The 24,492-nt window shown below is 72.1% G+C and carries 12 protein-coding genes; 6 read left to right on the forward strand and 6 right to left on the reverse strand.

All coding sequences use genetic code 11. From position 1 onward, the window contains the following. Positions 1-8,992 (reverse strand): type I polyketide synthase (locus ABZ707_RS31510; RefSeq protein ID WP_360181663.1); only part of this gene is annotated, 8,992 nt, incomplete at its 3' end. 271 nt (positions 8,993-9,263) lie between these two features. On the opposite strand from ABZ707_RS31510, the gene ABZ707_RS31515 reads away from it, so the two are divergent. Continuing rightward, positions 9,264-9,620 (forward strand): nuclear transport factor 2 family protein, encoded by a 357-nt coding sequence (locus ABZ707_RS31515; RefSeq protein WP_360181666.1) that lies wholly within the window; start codon positions 9,264-9,266, stop codon positions 9,618-9,620. 129 nt (positions 9,621-9,749) lie between these two features. Next, positions 9,750-10,169, forward strand: a complete 420-nt coding sequence (locus ABZ707_RS31520) for a nuclear transport factor 2 family protein (protein WP_360181669.1) — start codon at positions 9,750-9,752, stop codon at positions 10,167-10,169. Positions 10,170-10,564: 395 nt separating this feature from the next. On the opposite strand, the gene ABZ707_RS31525 is transcribed toward ABZ707_RS31520, so the two are convergent. Further along, on the reverse strand, positions 10,565-11,113 hold the full coding sequence (locus ABZ707_RS31525) for a flavin reductase family protein (protein ID WP_360181672.1): 549 nt from the start codon (positions 11,111-11,113) through the stop codon (positions 10,565-10,567). Between the two features lie 192 nt (positions 11,114-11,305). Between ABZ707_RS31525 and ABZ707_RS31530 the strand changes: the two genes are divergently transcribed. Continuing rightward, positions 11,306-12,922: an aminotransferase class III-fold pyridoxal phosphate-dependent enzyme gene (locus ABZ707_RS31530; protein WP_360181675.1), complete on the forward strand. Its 1,617-nt coding sequence runs from the start codon at positions 11,306-11,308 to the stop codon at positions 12,920-12,922. A 147-nt stretch (positions 12,923-13,069) separates the two neighbouring features. Beyond that, the gene (locus tag ABZ707_RS31535; protein WP_360181678.1) at positions 13,070-15,283 is read left to right on the forward strand and encodes a BTAD domain-containing putative transcriptional regulator; all 2,214 of its coding nucleotides are present in this window, start codon (positions 13,070-13,072) and stop codon (positions 15,281-15,283) included. An 83-nt stretch (positions 15,284-15,366) separates the two neighbouring features. On the opposite strand, the gene ABZ707_RS31540 is transcribed toward ABZ707_RS31535, so the two are convergent. From ABZ707_RS31540 to ABZ707_RS31555, 4 genes are all read right to left on the reverse strand, one after another. Continuing rightward, a complete protein-coding gene (locus ABZ707_RS31540; protein WP_360181681.1) occupies positions 15,367-15,978 on the reverse strand; it encodes a hypothetical protein in 612 nt (203 codons plus the stop codon). Positions 15,979-16,023: 45 nt separating this feature from the next. Continuing rightward, entirely contained in the window at positions 16,024-18,447 is a 2,424-nt protein-coding gene (locus ABZ707_RS31545) for a BTAD domain-containing putative transcriptional regulator (RefSeq protein ID WP_360181684.1), read from the reverse strand. A gap of 263 nt (positions 18,448-18,710) precedes the next feature. Beyond that, the gene (locus ABZ707_RS31550) at positions 18,711-19,466 is read right to left on the reverse strand and encodes an alpha/beta fold hydrolase (RefSeq protein ID WP_360181687.1); all 756 of its coding nucleotides are present in this window, start codon (positions 19,464-19,466) and stop codon (positions 18,711-18,713) included. Positions 19,467-19,493: 27 nt separating this feature from the next. Beyond that, positions 19,494-20,105 carry an NAD(P)H-dependent oxidoreductase gene (locus ABZ707_RS31555; protein ID WP_360181690.1) on the reverse strand — a complete coding sequence of 204 codons (612 nt, stop codon included), beginning with the start codon at positions 20,103-20,105 and terminating at the stop codon, positions 19,494-19,496. Between the two features lie 173 nt (positions 20,106-20,278). Between ABZ707_RS31555 and ABZ707_RS31560 the strand changes: the two genes are divergently transcribed. Next, the gene (locus ABZ707_RS31560; RefSeq protein ID WP_360181693.1) at positions 20,279-23,545 is read left to right on the forward strand and encodes a BTAD domain-containing putative transcriptional regulator; all 3,267 of its coding nucleotides are present in this window, start codon (positions 20,279-20,281) and stop codon (positions 23,543-23,545) included. A gap of 92 nt (positions 23,546-23,637) precedes the next feature. Beyond that, complete coding sequence (locus ABZ707_RS31565; protein ID WP_360181696.1) at positions 23,638-24,483, forward strand: NAD(P)H-binding protein; 846 nt, start codon at positions 23,638-23,640, stop codon at positions 24,481-24,483. Positions 24,484-24,492: the final 9 nt, after the last annotated feature.

Here is a 24,492-nt window from a genome sequence, read left to right on the forward strand (position 1 = left end):
GCTCCACCAACAACAACCCCACACCCTCCGACCACCCCGTCCCATCCGCCCCCGCCGAAAACGACCTGCACCGACCATCGGCCGAAAGGCCACGCTGCCGCGAGAACTCGACGAACACACTGGGTCCGGCCATGACGGTGACACCGCCGGCGAGCGCGAGATCACACTCACCGGAACGCAGCGCGTTCGCCGCCAGATGCAACGCCACCAGCGACGACGAGCACGCCGTGTCCACGGTCACCGCGGGCCCCTCGAACCCGTACGTGTAGGACAACCGGCCGGACACCACGCTGGAGAGATTGCCGGCCAGCAGGAAGCCCTCGTACTCCTCGGGGCTCGCGGACAGCCGGGACGCGTAGTCGTCGTACATGGCTCCAGTGAACACACCGGTCCGCGAGCCGCGCAGATCCGCCGGGTCAAGACCGGCGCTCTCCAGCGTCTCCCACGCGGTCTCCAGCAGCAGGCGCTGCTGGGGATCGATCGCGGTGGCCTCGCGGGGCGGGATCCCGAAGAACTCGCGGTCGAACAGGTCGGCCTCATGGAGGAATCCGCCGTGCCGTACATAGGACGTACCGGTCCGCTCGGGGTCCGGGTCGTAGAGCGCGTCCAGGTCCCAGCCGCGGTTCACCGGGAACTCACTGACGGCGTCCGTGCCTTCCCGCACGAGCTGCCACAGATCATCCGGCGACGCCACCCCGCCCGGATAACGGCACGCCATCCCGACGATCGCGATCGGTTCGTCGGCGGCGACGGCGGTGCGCGCCGCGGACGACGCGGCCGTCGGCCGGACGTCGGAGACCCGGGAGAAGATGTAGTCGGCCAGGGCCTGCGCCGACGGGTGGTCGAAGACGACGGTGGCGGGCAGTCGCAGCGCGGTGGTGGTGTTCAGGCGGTTGCGCAGTTCCACCCCGGCGAGCGAGTCGAACCCGATGTCCTTGAAGGCGCGTCGTGGGTCGAGCGCGGAGCCGTCGGCGTGGCCGAGGACGGCGGCGACGGTGCCGCGCACCAGTTCCAGCACGGTCTCGCGGCGGCGCTCCTCGGGGAGCGCGGCCATCCGCTGGGCCCAGTCGGGCCCGCCGTCCGCCGTGGCGCGTGCGGCGGCGCGGCGCGGGCGGGGTCTGCCGAGCCCGCGCAGCAGAGCCGGCGGCTCATCGGCGAGAGCGCGCAGGGCTGCCGTGTCGAGTTCCAGGGGGACGCGCAGCGCGGGCCCCTCGGTGAGCGCCAGGTCGAAGAGGGCGAGTCCCCGCTCCGGTGTGAGGGGGCTGATGCCCATGCGGCTCCAGCGGCTGAGGTCGGCCTCGCCGAGTGTGCCGCCCATGCCGTGGCTGCCGTCCCACAGTCCCCAGGCGAGCGAGACGGCGGGGAGTCCCAGCGCCTGGCGATGTGCGGCCAGGGCGTCGAGATAGGCGTTGCCCGCGGCGTAGTTGGCCTGTCCGGCGGTGCCGAGCAGACCCGAGACGGAGGAGAAGAGCACAAAGGCGGTGAGGTCCAGGTCGCGGGTCAGCTCATGCAGATGCCAGGCCGCGTCCACCTTGGGCCGCAGTACGGCGTCCAGCCGCTCGGGCGTCAGCGTCTCGACCGTGGCGTCGTCGAGCACACCGGCCGTGTGCACCACGGCCGTCAGCGGATCCTCCGGCGAGAAGCGGCCCAACAACCCCGCCAGCGCCTCCCGGTCCGTCACATCACACGCCACCACCGACACCTCGGCACCCAACGCCTCCAACTCCGCCGACAACTCACCGGCACCCGGCGCGTCCGGACCCCGACGACTCACCAGCAACAGCCGCCGGACCCCGCTCGACACCACCAGATGCCGGGCGAACAGGGCGCCGAGTCCACCGGTGCCACCGGTGATCAGTACGGTGCCCGCCGGGTCGAACGCGGGAGCGGTGCCCGCCTCGCCCGGGTTCGCCCGCGCCAGCCGGGGCACCCTCAACTGATCGCCGCGCAGGGCGAGTTGCGGCTCACCGGTAGCCAGGGCGACGGGCAGCAGCGTCTCCGTACCGTCCACGTCCACGTCCACAAGCACCAGACGGCCGGGGTGCTCCGACTGCGCCGCGCGGATCAGGCCCCAGACGGGAGCGCTCGCCGGCGCGGTGACGCTCTCCCCGGGGGCCGCCGCGACGGCGCCCCGGGTGACCAGCAGCAGTTGTGTGTCGTCGTACCGTTCGTCGGCGAGGAACCGCTGGACCAGGCGCAGCGCGCCCGCCGCCGACTCATGGGCGGCGGCCGGCTCGTCCGTCCCGGGCCCGGAGGTACGGAGCCGGTCGACCCGTACGAGGACGGCGTCGGGACGGGCCGCCTCGTCCACGCCCGGCAGTTCACCGTTGAGCGCCTCCGCGATCCGCAGCGCGCGCGGCGCCCCGGCCGGGGCGGCGAGGGACGTCCACTCCACGGTGTAGAGGCCGTCGGCACCGCTCGCGGCTGGTGTGAGCTGATCGCGTGCGACGGGTCGCAGGACCAGGGACTCGACAGCGACCACCGGACGGCCCGTGGCGTCGGCGGCGGTCAGCGAGAAGGTGTCGGGGCCGGTGGGAGAGATACGCACCCGCAGGGTGGTGGCCCCGGTGGCGTACAGGACGGTGTCGGTCCAGGAGAACGGCAGCCGGATCGAGCCGGCGGCCTCGCTGCCCGCCATGTCGGCGGCGTGCAGCACCAGCGGATGGAGGACCGCGTCGAGCAGGGCCGGGTGGATGCCGAAGTGGGTGGCGTCCGAGCGGTACTCCTCGGGGAGGGACACCTCGGCGCACAGGTCGTCCCCGACGCGCCAGACGTCGGTGAGCCCCTGGAAGGCGGGGCCGTACTGGTAGCCGAGTTCCGCGAGCCGGCCGTAGACCCCGTCGAGCGGCCGGGCCGTGGCGCCCTCGGGCGGCCAGACGCTCAGTTCCCCGGTGGCCGGCGCTCCCGCGCGGCCCAGGACACCCGAGGCATGGCGGGTCCAGGGCTGGGGGTCGTCGGCCGCGCTGTCGCGGCGCGAGTGGATACCGAAGGTCCGCGTGCCGGCGGCGTCGGGGGCGTCCACGGCGACCTGGACACGGACCGCGCCCTGCTCCGGCAGCGCCAGCGGTGTCTCCAGGGTGAGCTCCTCCACCCGCTCGGCGCCGAGGTGTCCGCCCGCGCTCAGGGCGAGTTCGAGGAAGGCGGTGCCGGGCACCAGGACCGTGCCGTCGATGGCGTGGTCGGCCAGCCACGGGTGGCTCCCGGTGCCGAGGCGGCCCGTGAGCACGAGGTCCTCACGGCCCGCCAGCTCCACCGCGGTGGACAGCAGTGGGTGGCCGGCGGGGTCGAGACCGAGCCCCCGGGCGTCGGTGACGGTGTCGTTCGCGAGCCAGTAGTGCTCGCGCTGGAAGGCGTAGGTCGGCAGGTCGACGCGGCGCGCGTCGGGGAAGAACGACGCCACGTCGAGCGGTGCGCCACGGGTGAGGGCCCTCGCGAGTCCCGTGGTCAGCGTCTCCGTCTCGGGCCGGCCGGCGCGCAGGAGCGGCACGGCGGCCGGGTCGCCGGCGAGCGAGTCGCGCACCATCGGTGTCAGTACGGCGTCGGGGCCCACCTCCACGAACACACTGACGCCCTGCCGCTCCAGGGCGCGGGCCGCGTCCAGGAAGCGGACGGTGCCGCGTATCTGCCCGGCCCAGTAGTCGGGCGAGGTGAGGTCGGCGGTCTCTGCCGGCTCGCCGGTGACGGTGGAGACGATCGGAATGGCGGGCGCGTGGAAGGTGAGGCCGCGTGCGAGCGCCCGGAACTCGTCCAGGACATCGTCCATGTGCGGCGAGTGGAAGGCGTGGCTGACCTGGAGCCTGCGGGTCCTGCGGCCGCGCGAGCGCCAGCGTTCCGCGACCCGCTCGGCGGCGTCCTCGTCACCGGAGATCACCAGCGAGGTGGGGCCGTTGACGGCGGCGACGGAGAGCAGGCCGGAGTGTTCCATGAGATCGGCGGCCGCCTCGGACTCCTCGGCCTCGATGGCGATCATGGCGCCGCCGGCGCGCGCCGACTCCATCAGCCGTCCCCGGGCCGCGACCAGGAGCGCGGCGTCGTCGAGCGAGAGCACACCCGCCACATGGGCGGCGGTCAGCTCGCCGATCGAATGTCCGGCGAGCAGCGCCGGGACGAGCCCGTGGTGTGCCAGCAGCCGGAACAGTGCCGTTTCCACGGCGAACAGGGCCGGCTGGGTGTAGGCGGTCCGGTGCAGCAGCGCGCCGGCCGCACTGTCCGCCGGAGCGAACATCACCTCCCGCAACGGCTGTTCGAGGTGGCCGTCGAGTGCGGAGCAGACCTCGTCGAGGGCGGCGGCGAACACCGGCGACGACTCGTACAGTTCCCGGCCCATACCGGCGCGCTGCGCCCCCTGTCCCGTGAAGAGGAAGGCGGTACGGCCGGCGCCCGAGGCGCTTCCGGTCACCAGATGCGGTACGCCGGTGCCCGTTGCCAGGGCGTCGAGTCCGGCCAGGAATGTGTCGGCGGTGGTACCGAGGATCACGGCCCGCTGGTCGAGGGCGGCACGGGTGGTGGCGAGGGAGAGGCCGATGTCCGCCGGGTGGGCGCCGGTGTCGGCGAGGTGTTCGCGCAGCCGGGCCGCCTGGGCGCGCAGTGCGGTGTCGTCCTGCGCGGTGATCAGCCAGGGCACGGGGACCGCCGGGGCGGGGCGCTCCGGGGCCGCCGGGCGGTGTTCCTCGTCCAGCGGCTGGTGTTCGATGATGACATGGGCGTTGGTGCCGCTGATCCCGAAGGAGGAGACGGCGGCGCGGCGCGGCCGGTCCACCTCGGGCCAGTCGGTCCGCTCGGTGAGCAGTTCCACCGCGCCCGACTCCCAGTCCACATGCGGCGACGGCTCATCCACATGCAATGTCCTGGGCAGCACACCGTGCCGCATCGCCTGCACCATCTTGATCACACCACCCACACCGGCGGCGGCCTGGGCGTGACCGATGTTCGACTTCAACGAGCCCAGCAGCAGCGGACGTTCACGGTCCTGGCCATAGGTGGCGATGAGCGACTCGGCCTCGATGGGATCACCGAGACGGGTGCCGGTGCCGTGTGCCTCGACCGCGTCGACCTCGGCCGGGCCGAGGCCCGCGTCGGCCAGTGCCTGGCGGATGACACGCTGCTGGGAGGGGCCGCTGGGCGCGGTGAGTCCATTGCTCGCGCCGTCCTGGTTGACGGCGGAGCCCCGGATCACGGCAAGCACCGGGTGGCCGTTCTTCCGGGCGTCCGAGAGCCGTTCCACCAGCAGCAGGCCGACGCCCTCCGCCCAGGAGGTGCCGTCGGCTCCCGCCGCGAAGGACTTCGACCGGCCGTCGGCCGCGAGGCCGCGCTGCCGGGAGAACTCCACGAACATGCCGGGCGCCGACATCACGGTGGCGCCGCCGGCGAGGGCCAGGGTGGTCTCCCCCGAGCGCAGCGACCGTACCGCGAGGTGCAGGGCCGTCAGCGACGACGAGCAGGCCGTGTCCACGGTCACGGCGGGCCCGACGAGCCCGAGCTGATAGGCGATGCGGCCGGACATCACACTCGGCGTGGTGCCGGTCAGCACATAGCCCTCGACGCTGTCGGGCGCGTCGTGCATCCGCGGCCCGTAGTCGAGCGCCGTCGCCCCGACGAACACACCGGTACGGCTGCCCCGGAGTGTGCCGGCGTCCAGCCCGGCCCGCTCCACGGCCTCCCAGGCGGTCTCCAGCAGCAGCCTCTGCTGCGGATCCATGGCCAGCGCCTCGCGCGGCGAGATCCCGAAGAGGGTGTTGTCGAATTGGGCGGCCTCGTGCAGGAACCCGCCCTCGCGCACGGAACTCCTGCCGGTGCTCGAAGGATCGCGGTCGTACAGCTCCTCGTCCCAGCCCCGGTCGGTGGGAAAGCCCGAGATCGCGTCGGTGCCTTCGGCGACCAACTGCCACAGATCCTCGGGCGAGGTGACGCCGCCCGGGTAGCGGCAGGCCATGCCGACGATGGCGATGGGTTCACCGGTGGCCTCGGCGCGGAGCCCCTCGTCCTCCGCCGTCTCGTCGGCCCCCGCCAGGAGGGTGCGGAGGTGGTCGATCAGCGCGGTGGGAGTGGGCCGGTCGAAGAGGAGCCCGCTCGGCAGCCGCAGGCCGGTGGCGGTGGACAGTGCGTTGCGCAGCTCCACCGACATCAGCGAGTCGAAGCCCAACTCCTTGAAGCTGGTGTGGAGTTCGACCCGGCGCTCGTCGCCGTACTCCAGTACGGCGGCGATGTGCGCGGTGACGAGTCCGGCGAGGTCGGCCGTGGCCGTGGTCCTGGGCGGAGCCGCGGCGCTGTCCGCCCCGCTCTCCGCCGCCGTGCTGGTGAGGGGCGTCGCCGCGCGGGCCGTGCCGGTGATCCAGTACGGCTCACGCTGGAAGGCGTAGGTGGGCAGCGGGACCCGGCGGGCCTCCTGGCCCGCGTAGACGGCCGCCCAGTCCACCCGGGCGCCGCGGACGAAGACCGTGGCGAGGGCCGTGAGCAGGGTCCGGGGCTCGGGACGGCCGGAGCGCAGTGTGGCCACCGAGGCCGTGGCGTCCGCGTCGCGCAGGCACTCGACGGCCATCGCCGAGCAGACGGCGTCGGAGCCGAGCTCCAGGAAGGTCGTGACGCCGGCGGCCTCCAGAGCGCGTACGGCGTCCAGGAACCGCACCGGGCGGCGCACCTGCTCCACCCAGTACTCCGGGGAGGACCACTGCCCGGGCCCGACCGGCTCCCCGGTCACCGTGGAGATGGCCGGCAGGCTCGGCTCATGGAAGGTGAGCCCCTCGACGACCCGGCGGAAGTCGTCCAGCATGGGGTCCATCAGCGGGGAGTGGAAGGCGTGCGAGACGGTCAGCCTGCGAATGCTTCTGCCCTGCGCGCACAGGCGCCTGGTGATCCGTTCGACGGCGTCCTCGTCACCCGAGACGACCGTCGACAGAGGTCCGTTGACGGCGGCGATCGCGGCCCCGGGCTCGTCCGCGAGGAGCGGCAGCACCTCGTCCTCGGTGGCCCGCACGGCGGCCATGACGCCACCGGCCGGAAGGGCCTGCATCAGCCGGCCCCGGGCCGCGACCAGGCGCGACGCGTCCGCGAGCGAGATTACTCCGGCGACATGGGCGGCGGCGATCTCCCCGATGGAATGGCCGGCCACATACGCGGGCACCACGCCCCAGGAGGCGACAAGGCGGTACAGCGCCACCTCCACCGCGAAGAGCGCGGGCTGGGTGAAGCCCGTCTCGTCGAGGCCGTCTCCGGAGGTGATGACCTCGCTCAGCGGGCGGTCGAGCAGTGGGTCGAGATGAGCGCACACCTCGTCGAAGGCACGGGCGAACACCGGGAAGGTACGGTGCAGTTCCTGGCCCATGCCGACGCGCTGGGCGCCCTGCCCCGTGAAGAGCAGAGCGGGTCCCCCGGGCCGCGCCGTGCCGGTGACGGCGCCGGGGGCCGGTGTGCCCTGGGCCACCGCGGCGAGCCCGTCCAGAAGCGCGGCGCGGCTGTCGGCGACAACGACCGCGCGGTCGTCGAAGACGGTGCGGTGCGCCGCGAGGGACAGGCCCACATCGGCCGGGTCGAGTGTGTCGGCGGCGGCGACCGCGGTACGCAGCCGCTCGGCCTGGGCGCGCAGTGCGGCGGTGCCACGGCCGGAGACCACCCAGGGGGTGAGGCCGGGGGCATCGGCGGGCCTCGCCCGGGGAGCCTGCTCGACTGCCGGGTGACCGGAGAGCACGACATGCGCGTTGGTGCCGCCCATGCCGAAGGACGACACACCGGCCAGCAGCGGTCCCTCGGAGTCGGGCCACTCGGAGAGTTCGCTCTGCACCGCGAGGCCGAGCCGGGCCAGCGGGATGTCCGGGCTCGCCGTCTCGAAGTTGAGGCTCGCGGGGAGCCGGCGGTGGCTGAGCGCCAGCAGCGCCTTGAGCAGGCCGACCATCCCGGCGGCGCCTTCGAGGTGACCGACGTTGGTCTTCGCCGAGCCGACCCGCAGGGGCCGGTCGGGGGCACGGCCCGCCCCGAGGACCGCGCCGAGCGCCGCGGCCTCGATGGGGTCGCCGACCGGCGTGCCGGTGCCGTGCAGCTCCACGTACTGGACCGCCGTGGGGTCGACGCCGGCCTTCTCGTACGCTTCGCGCAGCACCATCTCCTGGGACGCGCGGCCCGGCACGGTCAGGCCGGGAGTCGCCCCGTCGTTGTTGACCGCGCTGCCGCGGATCACACCGTAGACGTGGTCGCCGTCCTCGACCGCGCGGGCGAGCGGCTTGAGGATGACGGCGCCGCCGCCCTCGCCCCGGACGAATCCATTGGCGCGGGCGTCGAAGGTGTAGGCCGTACCGTCCGGTGACAGGCCGCCGAAGCGCTCCTCGGTGACGGCGGCCTCAGCCAGGATGTTGAGGTTGACACCGGCCACGACGGCCGCCTCGGACTCACCGGAGCGCAGCGACTCGCAGGCGAGATGCACGGCGACGAGGGAGGAGGACTGTGCCGAGTCGACGGTCAGGCTGGGGCCTCGCAGGCCCAGGTGGTACGACACACGGTTGGCGATGACACCGCGGTTGACACCAGCCATGGTGTGCTGGGTGATCGCCTGGACACCGTGCTGATAGAGCAGCGCGGCGTAGTCGTCGCGCAGTGTGCCGACGAAGACGGCGGTACGGCTGCCGCGCAGTGACGCCGGCACGATGCCGGCGTCCTCCAGTGCCTCCCAGGCCAGTTCCAGTACGAGCCTCTGCTGTGGGTCCATGGTGACGGCCTCGCGCGGCGAGACACCGAAGAAGGCGGCGTCGAAGGTGTCCACGCGGTCCAGGAATCCGGCCCGGCGCATCCCGGATCCGCTCTCCCCGGCGTCGGTGTCCCCGGTCGCGCTCTCCCAGCGGCCCTCGGGCACGGCCGTAATGGCGCTCGTTCCGGTACGGAGCAGTTCCCAGAAGTCGGCAGGGCTGTCCGCGCCGGGAAGACGGCAGGAGAGTCCGACGACCGCGACGGCCTCGTTGTCTCCCCCACGTGCCACGGGGGTCTCAAGGTGGTGCTGATTCGTCATCGCGCTCGACTGCCCTTCCGGCTGAATTAACCGACAACCCAAAGCATTGAGGCAAACCTGGGACATGATCGTAGGCATTCACTCTCTCCGGAAACTCAACGTGCGGCCTTGATCGGGTAATTCGAAGCGACCGGCGGCGGGAGAGCACCGTATTACCCGGCGATGCCCGGGGTGTTGCGCCGCATGGAATAGCGTCCCGGTACGTGGAACTCAGCCACCTCACCTCCTGAAGGGCAGGCCGACTCTCGCCATGTCTCAACTCACGGATAACTTGGAAAAGCGCACGGAGCTTTACGTAGAGGCCTTCAACGCCGGGGACTTCGACGCCGTCGACAGCTTCTACACCGAAGAGGCCGTCGCGGTCTGGGAGCCGGGCAAGCCGCTGACGGGTCAGGCCCGCAAGGACTACCAGCGGGAGTTTCTGGCCCGGAAGCCGAGGATGACCGCCGTGCCCCGGCAGTCCTTCGTCACCGGCGACACCGCGCTGCTGATCGTCGACTGGGTGATCGAGACCGTCGACGAGCAGGGCGCGCCCGAGCGGCTTGAGGGCGTCGGCGTCGACGTGCTGCGCCTGGGCGAGGACACCGTCTGGCGCTACGCCGTCGACGACCCGTACGGCCAGGGCTGAGGGCACTTCCGCCGGCTCGCGGGGCCACGCCCACGCCGTCCCGCGCGGCGGCGCCCGGTCACCACACGCACCAGTCGGCACGGCACAGCAGACCTATTCGGCCATCACAGAGAGGCGGGCCGGTTCATCATGGCCTTCACCGTCAATTTCGATCCCGAGAACCCTGATCTCACCAACGACACCGACACCCAGAACGAGATCTTCATCCAGGTCTTCAACTCGGGTGACGGCGAGCTGTTCAACCGTCTGTACCTCGACGACTCCATCTCGAACTTCTCGGGCGAGCCGCTCACCGGGGAGGCGCGCCTGGCGTTCTTCAAGGAGTTCCTGGCCTCGAAGCCGAGCCTCAAGGCCAGGGTGACCCACTCGTACGTCGCGGGTGATGTGGCGCTGATCGGCGTCGACTACAGCATAGAGACCACCGGCCCGGACGGCGCGCCCCTCCTCCTGGAGGGCAATTGCACGGACGTGCTGCGGCGTATCGAGGACGGCCGCTGGCTGATGGCGATCGACCGTCCGGTGGCCGCCACGGGTCTGGTGGCCGAGTAACGGACCGCACCGCGCGCGCGGCAGGAGAACCCCCCGGATTCATTCCGGGGGGTTCTCTGTCATGGCCGGGTAATTCTTGGGTCAGCGCCCCCGCGCCACGGTGAGAGCGGCCCGCTTACCGCGGTGTGACTTTCCGCCGTGTGCCTTTCCGCCGTCGCGCCGTCGGCGCGGACGCCTCCGGCCGCACTCGCACTCGTGGTGGCCGCTCACCCATTCCGCCGGAGCGGTCGTACGGCCACCGGCGGCGTCCGGTGGGACGGAGACAACGGGACACGCCTCTGGTCCGCCGGGCACACATGGCGCACGCCGGCCGCCCGGGGAGGCGGCCGGCGTGCGGCGGACGGTACGGGTGCGGGCCGCCCGGCGCCGGCGCGGCGCCGAGGGGCCCCGGTCGTTCAGTGGACCGACAGTTCCGGACGGCCGAACGCGCCGTTGACAAAGAGCAGACTGCGGCCGTCACCGCCCCGGCCCGCCTCCAGCACCGTCCCGATGAAGATGGTGTGGTCGCCGAAGGAGTGCGCCGCGGTGAGTTCGCATTCCAGCCAGGCCAGTGAGCCGGCCAGCAGCGGCGCCCCGGTGTGCTCGCCCGGCCGCCATTCGACGCCGTCGAATTGCGCGGCCCCCAGGGTCCGGTTCTTGTCGGCGAAATGCCGTGCGAGGGGCTCCTGTTCGACACCGAGGATATTCACGGCGAACCGGCCGGCGGAGGTGAGCGCCTGGTGCATCACCGCGCCGTGCCCCACACTGCACAGCACCGAGGGCGGTTCGAGCGACAGAGAGCTGAAGGCATTCGCCGTCATGGCGTGCAGATGCTCCCGGCCCACGGTGATCACCGTGACGCCGGTCGCGAAACGGGACATCACTTCCCTCAGCCGGCCGGGGCCCACCCGGCGCGGCGCGGAGTGGGAAGCTGCGGGGTCGAGTTCAGCGGACGCGGAATTCATGCCACCTTCTCCGAATTCGTTGGGGCACGCTCGGACCGTTCCGGTTCGAAACACGGGCCGGCGTTCATCAACGTACCGGCGGCCCATCGACGCGCCTCCACCGTCGGGTAACCGTGACCACTCCCCGTCCCGTCGCCGGCGGCGTGACTCCGCGATGACTGGTGGTTTACCTCACGGGCGCACTCTGTGCCCATGGACCACACAGACTCCGTATCCCTTGAGCCAGAGTCCGCCGAGCCGGAACTCGCCGAGCCGTATCTGCGCGAGGTGCTGGGCACCGCGGGGCTCGCCGTCGAATATGTCCGCGCGGAGAACAACACTCTCTTCCGACTCGGCGAGGACGGCGCCGAGATACCGGTGGTGGACTACGCCGGTGGTTATGGCTCCGTCCTGCTCGGTCACAACCATCCCGCGATCATCGACCGCGCCACCGAACTGCTGGCCGCCGGGACTCCCGTACACGCGCAGTTCTCCCGGCACCCCTACGCCAACCGTCTCGCGGCGGAACTCAACCGGATCATTCACCGGGAACTGAACACCGACGAGGCGTACTTCGCCATCTTCGCCAACACCGGGGCGGAGGCCGTGGAGGCCGCCGTCAAACACGCCGAACTCGACCGGGTCATGCGGCTGGCGGCGCTCCAGGAGGAGCTCGCCACCCGGCTGGAGCGCGCCCGGGACGCGGTGGCGGACGGTACGGCGACGGTCACGGCCGGGGCGTACGCCCGCCTGGGCATCACCGCACCGGCGCCCGGCGGCGGCTTCGACCTGCTCGCGGCGGAGCTGACCCGCCGGAACACCGAACAGCTCTCGCGGCCCCCGCTGTTCCTCTCACTGGAGGGAGGTTTCCACGGAAAGCTGGCGGCGAGTGTGCAGTTGACGCACAACGAGGCATACCGCGCCCCCTTCAAGTCACTGGCGGCGCAGGCGAGATTCGTGCCCAGGGAGCGTCCCGAGGCGCTCAAGGAGATCCACGCCGAGGAACGGCGGCTGGTGTGGGACGTGTCCGTCTCCGACGGCAGGGTGGAGGTGACGGAACGCGAGTTCCCCGCGTTCTGCGCCTTCCTGGTGGAGCCGATCCAGGGAGAGGGCGGCATCAATGTCCTGTCGGCCGAATTCGCGGCGGAGATCCAGCGGTTCTGCGAGACGGTCGACTGCCCGCTGGTCATCGACGAGATCCAGAGCGGCATGGGCCGGACCGGGACCCTCCTGGCGAGCTCGCAGCTCGGTCTGCGTGGCGACTACTACACGCTGGCCAAGACACTCGGCGGGGGGATCGCCAAGACATCGGTGATGCTGGTGCGCCGGGCGCGCTACCGCAAGGAGTTCGAGATCGTCCACAGCTCGACCTTCGCCAAGGACAGCTTCTCCTGCCACATCGCGCTCAAGGTCCTCGAACTGCTGGAGGCGGACGACGGCGCGGCCTACCGGCGGGCCGTGGAACGCGGCGAGGCCCTGCGGGCCGCGCTGGAGTCGGTGCGCGAGGAGTTTCCCGAGGTGGTCAAGGACATCCGGGGCCAGGGCCTCATGCTCGGCATGGAGTTCCACGACCAGTCGGGATCCTCGTCACCGATCCTGCGGGACGCGGCGGGCGGCGGCCTCTTCGGGTATGTCCTCGCCGGGCATCTGCTGCGCCGGCACGACATCCGTACGTTCCCGACCGCGAGTGCCCTGAACACCCTCCGGTTCGAACCGTCCCTCCAGGTCTCCGACGCGCAGATCGCGCAACTCGTCGACGGGCTCCGGGACATCTGCGGGATCTTGAGGGACCATGCCGGTGAACGACTCACGGGCGCCCCCGTCCGCTGAGCGGGCGCCGCGTGCCTCGCCCCCGCACGTCGACGCCCATATGTCCGAACTGACCGGTCCCAGCGGTCTTTGACACAGGTGATCAAGGGTTTGTAGCGTGCGGGGCTTCAAGCGGGGAGATCCATGCAATTTCGGCTCTTAGGTCCATTGGAAGTCGAGACCGACTCCGGGCTGGTGAAACTCGGCGGGACCAGGCAGCGGGCGGCACTGGCCTTCCTGCTGCTGCACGCCAACCGGGTCGTGCCCACCAGCCAGTTGCTCGACGCGCTGTGGCCCACGGACCGCGCGCCCATGACCGCGCGGAAGATCCTCCAGAACGCGGTCTGGCGGCTGCGCCGCGCACTCTCGCACGCCGCGGACCCCGAGGACGCCCCGGAGCTGGTGACGCGTGCCCCCGGCTATATGGTCCGGGTCCGGCCCGACCAGGTCGATCTGCTCGTCTTCCAGCAGCGGGTCAGCGAGGGGCGCGCGGCACTGACGGCCGGTGATCCGCTCACGGCGAGCCGGGTGCTGCGTGACGCCCTGTCCCTGTGGCAGGGCGTCGCTCTCGCCGATCTGGTGGAGGACGGCACCGCCTGGCCGCAGCTCACCGCGGTGCAGGAGAAGCGCCTCGATGTCATGGAGGACCGTTTCGAGGCGGAGCTGGCCTGTGGCGGGCACCATGCCGTACTGCGGGAGCTGGAGGCGTTCGTCGAGGCGGAACCGCTGCGGGAACGGGCCTCCCAGCAGTTGATGATCGCGTTGTACCGCTGCGGCCGGCAGGCCGAGGCGCTGGATGTCTACAGCCGCGTGCGGGCGGCACTCGTCGGAGGACTCGGCCTGGAGCCGGGCCGCCAGATGCAGCTCCTCCAGCAGTCGGTCCTCACCCAGGATCCGTCGCTCGACCTGCCCGCGGAGGTGGTGACGCGGCGTGAACACGGACGCGCGACCGCGGGGCCGGCCACGGCCGGTGCCACGGCCGGCCGGGCCCCGGAAGGCAGCGGCGCGCGCGAGCCGGAGGAGGAGGTCACCGCGCCGGAGCCCGCCCCGGCGGCATGGCCGTGCGAGGCGGTGGGAGAGCCGCTGAACCCACGACAGCCGGCCACCATCCTGATGCTCCGCTTCCAGCTCGGCGCGGAGTTCGACCATCTTCCGCCGAAGGACGTCGACCGGGTCCTCGACGCCGTCTCCCAGCTCGCCCGCGAGAAGATCGAGGAGTTCGGCGGTCTGGCCGCCGCGTCGATCGGCTCCGTCCAGCTCGGGTATTTCGCCCACGCGCCGGGGCCGGAGCACGGCGCGGACCGGGCGGTGCGGGCGGGCGCCGCCGTCAGGGACTGCCTCAGCATTCCGGCGGGCCCGCTCACTCCGCTCGCTCCCGTGGTGCGCGGCCTCGATGTGCACGCGGCGGTCACCACGGGCGAGGCCGTGGTCTGCGGTTGGACCGTGGCGGGCACCGTCAGACCCTGGATCGGCGGGGATCTGGTCGACGCGTGCCAGGACATGCTGGACCAGACACCCGGCGGCGAGGTCCAGGTGTGCGACAGGACCCGCCGGCTGACGGAACCGGTCATCACGTACCACCACGTGTGCACCTCCAGCTCGACGTGGCAGGTCCGTACGGTCGGCCGCCTCCCGGACGGCGCGGACGAACCGGGCGCGGCTCAGGCGAGCGAACGGGAATGCGAACTGGACCTGATGCGCGGTCTGTTGCGGCGTACCCAGCACCGTTCGACACCGCATCTGATCACCGTGCTGGGCGAGTCCGGACTCGGCAAGACACGACTGCTGATGGAGTTCCGCCGCAGGCTGACCGCCGAGCCGGACAGCGTACGGGTGCTGGCCGGGGCGGTTCCGCGGCCGGGCAGTGGCAGTCCGCTCTCCGTGCCGGCGGAGATGTTCGCCGCGTACTGCGGGATAACCGGCCGGGACACGGAGGAGGAGGCGCTCCGGAAGGCCGGCACCGCACTGACCCGGCTCACCGGCAGCGAGAAGGGCGCCCGGGCGATGCTGTCCCTGCTGCGTCCGCTGATCGCCGTGGTCCCCCGCTCGCACCGCGCGCTCCCCGTCCATGATGTCCTCGCCGCCTGGCGGGACTTCCTCACCGAGGCGGCGCGCGAACAGCTACTGGTCCTCATCTGGGACGACCTGCACCAGGCCGACGACATCGTTCTGGAGACGGTCGAGCAGCTCACCCAGGCCTGCGCCGACGTCCCCCTGCTGAATGTCGTCGGCGCCCGCGCCCAACTGCTGGAACGCCGCCCCGACTGGGCGGGCGGCCGTCCGCACACCATGACCATCAGCCTCGCTCCCGTCGACGGGGACGCGCTGGACCGGCTGCTGAAGTCGCTGCTCGTCCCGGACGGCAGCGCGGACGTCGCCTGAGCCCCGGCCGAGTCCGGTACACACCCGGCGCCGCCACGCGGACGATGAGCCCGCCCGCGCGCCCCTGCGCGCCTTCCCCGCCGTCACGGCCGCCGGACGGAGACCGGCGGGACCGCGGGACGGGCCGCCGCCACCGGATCGGTCCGCAGCGTACGGATCGCCCGGGCCAGCGCGCCGATCGCCTCCGCGCCCGCCGGATGCCCGGCCGGCAGCGTCGCGGCCGCGCATTCCAGCAGCAGGGCCGCCGCGATCACCTGCTGCTCCGCGGCCGGCGGCGTCCTGGTGCCGGCCGGCTCGTCGAGGCGCATCGCGGTACGCAGGACGCTCCGGGCCCAGACGGTGAGCGAGAGCCGAGACACACGACGCGACACCCCGCCCGGGATCAGCACCGTCGGCAGCGCGGTCTCGAAACGCCGGAGGATCGCGGCGGCGTGCCGGCTCAGCAATTCCACGGCCAGGTCCGCCCGGCGCACCGGGTCCGGCTGCCGGTCCCGGACGGGAGCCGGGGCCACGGCCTCGGACACGGCCGGGGGCGGCGACGCGGGCCGCGCCCGGCGCCGTCCGGCGGCTCCCGCCCGGCGCAGCCCGGCGTCGAGCGCTTCGACGAAATCCCTGCCCACGAGCGAGGCGAGGGCCATGTCCGCGCCGCGCGTCGGCCACTGGGTCGGATGTGACGGGGGGTTGTTGTCATCCATGCTTTCAGGGAAGCAAGTCCCGTGCTCATCCGCTCCATTCGGCGGTCATCGCTCCGCATGCCTGGCCAGGAACGCTTCATGACCGCTGAGTGCCCGGCCCCAGCGCGCGCCGTTGCGCGGGGAGCCTGCCGGATACGCCGCTCCCTCGGCCGGTCCCGTCCGGCCGGCGAACCGCGAGAGGAGGTCCACGCCCGGCTCCGGCAGCCGGTCGAGGGTCAGGGTGCCGGTGTGCCGCTGTCCACTGCCCCAGAAGGGACGGCGCTCCAGCAGTTCCGGGCGGGCCGAGGCGACCACGAACAGCGGCGCGGACCGGGCCGTGGAGACGAGTCTCTCGATGCAGTCCAGCACCGAGTCCTCGGACCGGTGGATGTCGTCGAAGCAGAGGACCAGCGGCCGTTCGCGAGCCGCGAGCGTCACCAGCTCTATCCAGCTCTCGTGGACCTCGTCGTGGCTCGGTGCTTTCGAGGCCGGTCCCATCAGCGGATGGAGGCTGTACAGCAGACGCTCGGCGGTCGCCCCGTGCCCCGCGAGCCTGCGGACGGCTTCGCCGAAGCGATTGTCCGCGCCGGCCCCGGCCGGAAGTCCGCAGCAGGCGGCCAGGATGTCGCGGGCGAGCTGCGGCCCGTTGTCGAAGTCGCCCTCCGCCGCCACCCGTACCACGCGGACCTGCGCGGACCGCAGGGAGACCCGGCGTTCGAAGTCCTCAAGGAACCGGGTCTTGCCGACGCCCTGTTCGCCCAGGATCGTCACCAGGTGCGGCGACTCCTGGCTCCGGGAGCGGTCCAGCAGGTTGGTGAGGATGGCCAGTTCGTGTTCCCGGTCGGCCGGGTCGTGGTGCGTAGCGGCCGGCGCGTCGTACGTCTCTCCCGGTACGCGCTGCCGCGGCACCTCGGGTTCCGCCTCCAGGTGGACCACCGGCCGGTGCCGCGACCTGACCTCGCTGACCCGTGCCGCGTCCCCGCTGACGTACACCTCACCGGGCGGCACCGCGGTGAGCAGGGTCTGGGCGTCGTCGAGCAGCCGGCCGACCACGGTGACGGGCGCGGCCGGGTCGCCGGGGTCGTGGCGGACCAGCGCCGAACCGGCGACCACCACTGCGTGGAAGGTGGGTCCCGGCACCCGGTTGAGCCGGTCGCGTACGGCGAGCGCCGCCGCCACCGCGTCCAGCGACGCCGTGGGCCTGTCCTCCCGCAGCCCGAACAGGCCGACGGACACATACCCGAGCGAGCCGACGACCGTGCCGCCGTACTCCTCGACGCTCTCCGAGAAGGCGCTGACCGCGTCGTGCAGCGACAGCGCGATCCGGTCGGCCGCGAGCGCGTCGGCCTCGCCGGTGAATCCGGTACGCACCAGCACCACGCTGACCTGTCGGCGTTCGACCAACGGGCCCGCCGTGGGTCCGTCCGCGTCGGCACGGCCGGCGGCGGCCCGGGGCGCGGTGGGCCGGTGCTCCCGTCTCGTCTGCTCCTCCTGTCTGGCCCGTCTCTCCTGTGACTGAAGGGGGCATTCGCCGTCCTGGCGGTGTTCCGGCCCGGGCCGATGGTGTTCGTGTTCTTCCTCCGGCCTGCGCTCCTCATTCACCCGGGTGTCCTGACGGGGAGGCTCCGCGGGCCGGGCCGGTGAGCCGCCGCGCAGCGGCCGTACCGTCGCGAGCACCAGTTCCTCGGGGCCGGCCTCCACGGGCGCGACCAGGGACGGGTCATGGGTGAGGATGCTCTGCTGGAGGAGCTGGAGGTCCCGGGAGGGCTCCAGGCCGTACTCCTCGACCAGCGCGCGCCGCACCCGGGTGAACACACTGAGGGCCTCGGCCTGCCGGCCGCAGCGGTACAGGGCGAGCATCAACTGTCCGCACAGCCGCTCCCGCAGTGGTTCCGCGGCGACCAGCGAGACAAGCTCACCCAGCACACCCTGGTGGCGGCCGCAGGACAGTTCCGCCTCGAAGCGGTCCTCCATGACATCGAGACGGAGCTGACGCAGCGCGGTCAGCTCCGGCCAGGCGACGCCGTGTTCGGCGAGATCGGCCAGTGCGGGTCCGCGCCACTCGCCGAGGGCCTCGCGGAGCAGCTTCGCCGCCCGCTCCGCGTCCCCGGCGACCAGCCGGGCCCGGCCCTCGGCGACCTGCCGGTCGAAACGATTCGCGTCGAGACGTTCGGGATCGACACGCAGAATGTATCCGGGGGCCTGAGTCAGCAGTTCGGGGCGCTCGCCCGGCGCCGGTCCCCGGCCCCGGTCGTCCGGTGGTTCCGAGAGTATGGCCCGGAGCCCCCACACGGCGTTCTGCACGATCTTCCGGGCGGTCGCCGGCAGGTCCTCCTCCGGCCACAGCGCGCCCAGCATCTCACTGGTGGCCACCACGCGGTTCGCCCGCAGCAGCAACAGCCCCAGCGCCGCACGTTGTTTGAAGCCCCCGAGAGGCACCGCCCGGTCGCGGTACGACACCTCTAACGGACCCAGAATCCTGAACTCCACGCTTGTCCCCCCATGGGTAAAGTGTCTTGATTCGACGAGTTCGGAGGGCCGTACCGCCAAGGCCCGGTCTGTGTGGTCGGCATGCGGTGTCTGTGGTGTCAACGGCGCGTCCGTCCTTCCGGACGAGTAGGACCGTGTACGGCGGATCCTGGTTGACCGGCGCGGCCCCGGACCGGTCACGTCCCGGGTGTGTCGCGCGAGTCCTGTCCGGTCGCCAGGGTCTTTCGTCTGGATCTGGCCGGGTCCAGCGAGATCCAGGCGCCCTAGCTTGCGGCCCGGACTCCGACCCGGTCCACGATCGCCCCGGCGACCTTGTCGAGTTGTGCGCCCAGATAGAAGTGATCGCCGGCGAACACCAGCGTCTCGCTCTCCAGCGTGGTCCGGTCCCGCCACGCGTCAGCCGCCGGGACCGGAACGACCGGGTCGTCGGCCCCGACGAACACACTGACCGGCGTGTTCAGCACGGGATCCGGAGCCCAGCGGTACGAGGCGAGCGCACCGTAGTCGGCCCGCAGCGCGGGAAGCGCCATGGCGACCAGTTCCGGATCGTCCAGCACGGTGGCATCGGTACCGCCCAGACGCCGGACGGCGGCCAGGACCGCGTCGTCGCTGTCGAGTTGGTCGTGCGGATTGAGCGTCGCGCCCGGCGCGCCCCGGCCGGAGAGAAGGAGCCGCACCGGTCCCGGCGCGTCCCACCGCTGAAGCGCGCGAGCGGTCTCGTAGGCGACGAGCGCGCCCATGCTGTGTCCGAAGAACGCGTACGGCCCGGCGGCGTCCTCGCGCAGCAGCTCGGCGACGGTCCCGGCCAGCGCGGTGATCCCCGGCGCCGGTGTCTCACGCCTGCGGTCCTGCCGGCCGGGGTACTGCACGGCCACCACATCGAGGTGCGGCGACAGCAGTCGCGCCAGACCGGCGTAGGCACTGGCCGCGCCGCCCGCGTGCGGGAAACAGATGAGCCTGGGACGGGCGGCGTCACCCGGTTCCGTCCGGACGTACCGTCTGAACCACTTGCTGTCCATGGTGCTTCTCCCTCCTTCCTGCACGGGTCACTCTCCTAGGCACAGGTCCGTCACGCGTTCGTACGGCTCCAGCGCGCGCGCCTGGCGCAGCGCGCGGGCCCACCAGCCGAGCCGGTCGAGCATGGCGCGGGCGGCCTCGTGACCGGCCTCGATGTCGAAGGGCCGGCCGTGCGCGTCAAAACGCTCCTGGTATTCGTGGAAGCTGACGGTCTCGCTGACCGTGACGGCGTGGGCCTCGGCGAAGACCTGCCGTAACTGCGCGACGGCACACAGCCCGCTCGACGCTCCGCCGTACGAGAGAAAGCCGACCGGCTTGGCGTGCCACTCCTCGTCGTACCAGTCGATGGCGCTCTTCAAGGACGCCGGGAAGCTCTGCTTGTACTCGGGCGTCACCACCACGAACGCGTCCGCCGCGGCCAGCCACGGTGCCAGGTCCTGCACCGCCTGCGGTTTGCTTGCCGAGAGCTCGGTGGACATCACATCCGGCAGCCAGGCGGTGGCGAGATCGATGACATCGATGTCGAAATCATCACGCAGGCGCGCCCGCGAGGCGAGCCACTCCGCGGCCACGGGCCCGAACCGGCCCTTCCTGACACTACCGATGATGATCACCAGCCGTAGTCGGTCGGTGTCGCCCATCCGAGTCCCCATCCCCTTCGCCCTGCTTCCGTCCCTGCCGGAAATCACTGTGCGGCATATGACTTCGGGTTTCCTTCCGGTCCGCTTCGGGGCACCTCGGGCAAACGCTCCGGAACCGCCGTGACCTGCGAAATTACCCATCTCTACAGAGCACCCTGCGTTAGGCTGGACATATGCAATTCGGGGTGCTGGGACCGCTGGAGGTGTGGGCCACCAAGGAGAGGTTGGTGCGGGTACCGGAGGTGAAGGTCCGGGCACTGCTCGCCGATCTGCTCGCCCACAACGGACAGGTGGTGCCTGCCGACAGGCTCGTCGAGGACTTGTGGGGCGGCTCGACACTTCCCGCCAACCCCGTCGGATCCCTCCAGGCGAAGGTCTCGCAGTTACGCCGGGCCCTGGACGAGGCGGAGCCCGGCAGCCGGGAACTGATCGTGCACAGGGCGCCCGGGTACGCGCTCAAGGCGCCGGACAAGTCGGTGGACGCGGACCGGTTCCGGACACTGGTGGCGCAGGCCCGCACCGTTGAGGACCCACGCGCGAAGGCCGCCGTCCTGACGGACGCTCTGGCGCTGTGGCGGGGACCGGCGTTCGCGGATTTCGCGGACGAACCGTTTGTCCAGGCAGCGGTCGCCGGTCTGGAGGAGGAGCGGCTCACCGCCGTGGAGGAGCACGCCGAGGCCCGGCTCGAACTCGGCGAGCACAGCATGCTGATCGGTGAACTCACCACTCTGGTGGCGGCTCATCCGCTCAGGGAACGGCTCAGAGTGGTCCAGATGCGGTCGCTGTACCGGGTCGGGCGCTCCTCGGAAGCGCTCGACAGCTACGCGGAGCTGCGGCGGCTGCTCGACCAGGAGCTGGGCCTGACTCCCGGCCCCGCCATCGAAACACTCCAACAGGCCATTCTCCGCCAGGACCCCGGATTGCAGGGCGGCGCGGGAACCCCGAACTCCATCCCCGGCACCCGGCCCCGCACCAATCTGCCCGCCGGGGTGAACTCCCTGCTGGGACGGGACGAAGCGCTCGCCCAGGTACAGCAGTTGGTACGGGACCGGCGGCTGGTCACACTCACCGGCCCCGGCGGGGTCGGCAAGACGCGGCTCGCCACGGCCACCGCCAGGGAGCTGGACGGCGAATTCCCGGACGGTGTGTGGCTGGTGGAGCTGGCGGGACTCGGCGGCGCGGAACGGCCCGCCGGTCCTGAGCCACTGGCCGAACACGTGATGGCGGTGATCGGCATCCGCGAGGACTCCGGCGCGGGAGCCTTCGCGGCGCAGTCGCCGGGCGGCTCCGTGCGGCGGCTGGTCGGAGCGCTGGCCTCCCGCAGGCTCCTGCTGGTCCTGGACAACTGCGAGCATGTGGTCGACGCCGTGGCCGAACTGGTCAGCTCGCTGCTGGAATCCGCGCCGCACATCAAGCTGATGACAACCAGTCAGGAAGGTCTCCGAATACCGGGCGAGACGGTGTGGCCGGTGCTGCCGCTCAGCCTGCCCCGTCCCGACAGCGACACGGCGGCGGCGCGGCGTTCCAGCGCCGTCCAGTTGTTCGCCGCGCGGGCCAAGGCCGTCGACCCGAGTTTCACTCTCGACGCCGTCACCGCGCCCAAGGTGACGGACATCTGCCGTCGGCTGGACGGATTGCCCCTGGCGCTGGAGCTCGCGGCCACCCGGGTACGGACACTCGGCGTTCAGGAGCTGCTGGACCGGCTCGACGACCGGTTCCGCATACTGAACAGCGGATACCGGGGCGCCCCGCAGCGCCAGCAGACACTCCAGGCGACGATCGACTGGAGCTGGAGCCTGCTCAGCGCGCGGGAACAGGCACTGCTGCGCGGACTCGCCGTACACGCCGAGGGCTGCACACTGGAGGCGGTCGAGGAGCTGTGCGCCGACACCGAGGTCTCCCGCGACGAGGTCCTGGACATCCTGGCCCGGCTGGTGGACCGCTCCCTGGTGATCAGGGTGGACGGCCCGCCGGTGCCGCGCTACCGGCTGCTGGAATCCGTCGCGGCCTACGCCCAGCGGAAGTCGATGGACCTGGGCGAGACCGCCGAACTGGCCCGCCGCCATCTGCGCTACTACGCCGTGTTGGCCGAACGCGCCCGGCCGCATCTGCACGGCCGCGATCAGCGCCGCTGGCTCCAGCTCCTGGACGCGGAATCCGCCAACTTCCAGCGCGCGCTGGACGAGGCGCGGCGTACCGGCTCCGCGCAGTGGGCGCTGCGGCTGGCCAATGCCCTGACCTGGTACTGGTTTCTGCGCGGCAGGCTCGGTGAGGGATGCCGGGCGCTGGCGACGGCGCTCGGTACGGAGGGCGAGGCGCCGGCGGCCGAGCGGGCGGAGGCGAGGACCTGGCACACGGGGCTCTGCATGCTCCTGGGTGACAGCGGCTCGGGCGTCGAGGCGCCGGGCGAGGAACGGCCGGAGCGGACGGTGGGCCGGGCCAGGGCGGAGTGGTTCCTCGGGTTCGCCGAGTGGAGCCTGGGCGCGCTGACGGCCGGCGAGCAGCGGATGAACAGCGCCCTGACCGACTTCCGGGCACTGCGCGACGCCTGGGGTGTGGCGGCGGCGCTGAGCACCCGCGCGGCCCTCGCCATGGCCAGAGGCAATCTGGAGGCGATGCGTGGCAACGCCCTGGAGGCCCGCAGTCACTTCATCAACCTCGGCGACGCCTGGGGCCAGTTGAAGGCGACGGAGGTGCTGAGCGTCCTCGCGGAGATCAACGCCGACTACGAACAGGCTGCCGGGCTGCACCGGGAGGGGCTGCGGATCGCCGAATCCCTGGAGCTGTGGTCCGAGGTCTCGCGCAAGCTGTCGGGGCTTGGCCGGATCGCCCTGCTGGCGGAGCGGCTCACGGAGGCGGACGAACTCCATGAGCGGGCACTGCGGCTGGCCGTGGACCAGGGGAACCGGCCGGTGGAGCAGTTCGCGGAGCTGGGGCTCGCGCTGGGCGCCCGCCGCCAGGGCCGGCTGGACGCGGCGGAGGAGCATCTGCGGCCATGGCTGGAGTGGAACCGCAGCCGCGGCGCGTTCACCGGACTCGCGCTGGTGCTGGCCGAGTTGGGGTTTGTCGCCGAGCAGCGTGGTGACGCCGCCGCCGCTCTGTCCCTGCACATGGACTGTCTGGCGACCGCCCGGGTGACGGGTGATTCACGGGCCGTCGCCCTCGCGCTGGAGGGGCTCGCCGGGGCGCACTCGCTGGCGGGCCGGCACATCCGTGCGGCGCGACTGCTGGGTACGGCGGCCGAGACCAGGGCGCGCTCGGGCGCGCCGCTGCCGCCGGCCGAGCGCGGGGACGTGGAGCGGATCTCCGCCCGGATCCGCGAGAGGCTCGGTGAGGAGGCGTTCCGCGCCGGGCTGGCGGCCGGGGCGGCGAGGGACCACGAGAGCGCGGCGGACGAGGAGGAGAGGTTCGCGCCGGACCCGCCGCGCGCCTCACGCTGACGCGAGCCCGCCCGGCGGCGCCGGCACCGGGCTTCGACCCGCCTTCGCCAACCCCACCGTGAAAAGGGGACGTTCATGGTCTACTCGGTGCCATGGAACGCGCGAGCGAACACGGTCCTGTCCTGGTCGTCGGCGGTACCGGCAAGACCGGCCGGCATGTGGTGACAGAGCTTCGGCGGCTCGGTGAGGACGTCAGGGTCGCGGCCCGCTCTGCGCCGGTCAGGTTCGACTGGTTCGACGAGTCCACCTGGGAGGCCGCGGTGTCCGGCGCGCGCCGCGCGTATCTGGTGGACGCGCAGAACGAACACGCCGCCGAACGGATGCGCGCCTTCGCGCCGTTCGCCGTCGAGCGGGGCGTGGAGCGGCTGGTCCTGCTCTCCGCGCGCGGCTGGGCAAGCTCCGGCGATCCGGAGATGCTGGCCACGGAGAACGCGCTGAAGGACTCCGGCGGCGCGTGGACGATTCTCCGGCCGACCTGGTTCATGCAGGGCTTCACCGAGGACGACACACTGCGCGCACCAATACGGTCCGGGGAGTTGCGGCTGCCCAGCGGCGACGGCCTTGAGCCGTTCATCGACGCCGAGGACATCGCCGCGGTCGCGGCGGCGGTCCTCACCCGAGACGGGCACGAGGGCAGTGTGTATGAGCTCTCCGGGCCACGCGCCCTGAGCATGGGCGAGGCGGCGGCCACGATCGCCGGGGCGACGGGCCGCGCGATCCGTTACGTACCGGTCTCCGAGGAGGAGTACGTGGCGGGGCTGACCGCGGACGGTGTACCGCCGGATCTGGCCCGCTTCATCGCGGAGCTGTTCGGCTGGATACGGGACGGCGAGGACGCCCATCTCTCCGACGGTGTCCAGCGGGTGCTCGGGCGGCCCCCCAGGGACTTCGCCGAGTTCGCCAAGAGGGCCGCGGCCGCCGGGGCCTGGGACGACTGACGGCCGGGA

The sequence above is a fragment of the Streptomyces sp. NPDC006923 genome (assembly GCF_040635655.1).
Classification (GTDB): domain Bacteria; phylum Actinomycetota; class Actinomycetes; order Streptomycetales; family Streptomycetaceae; genus Streptomyces.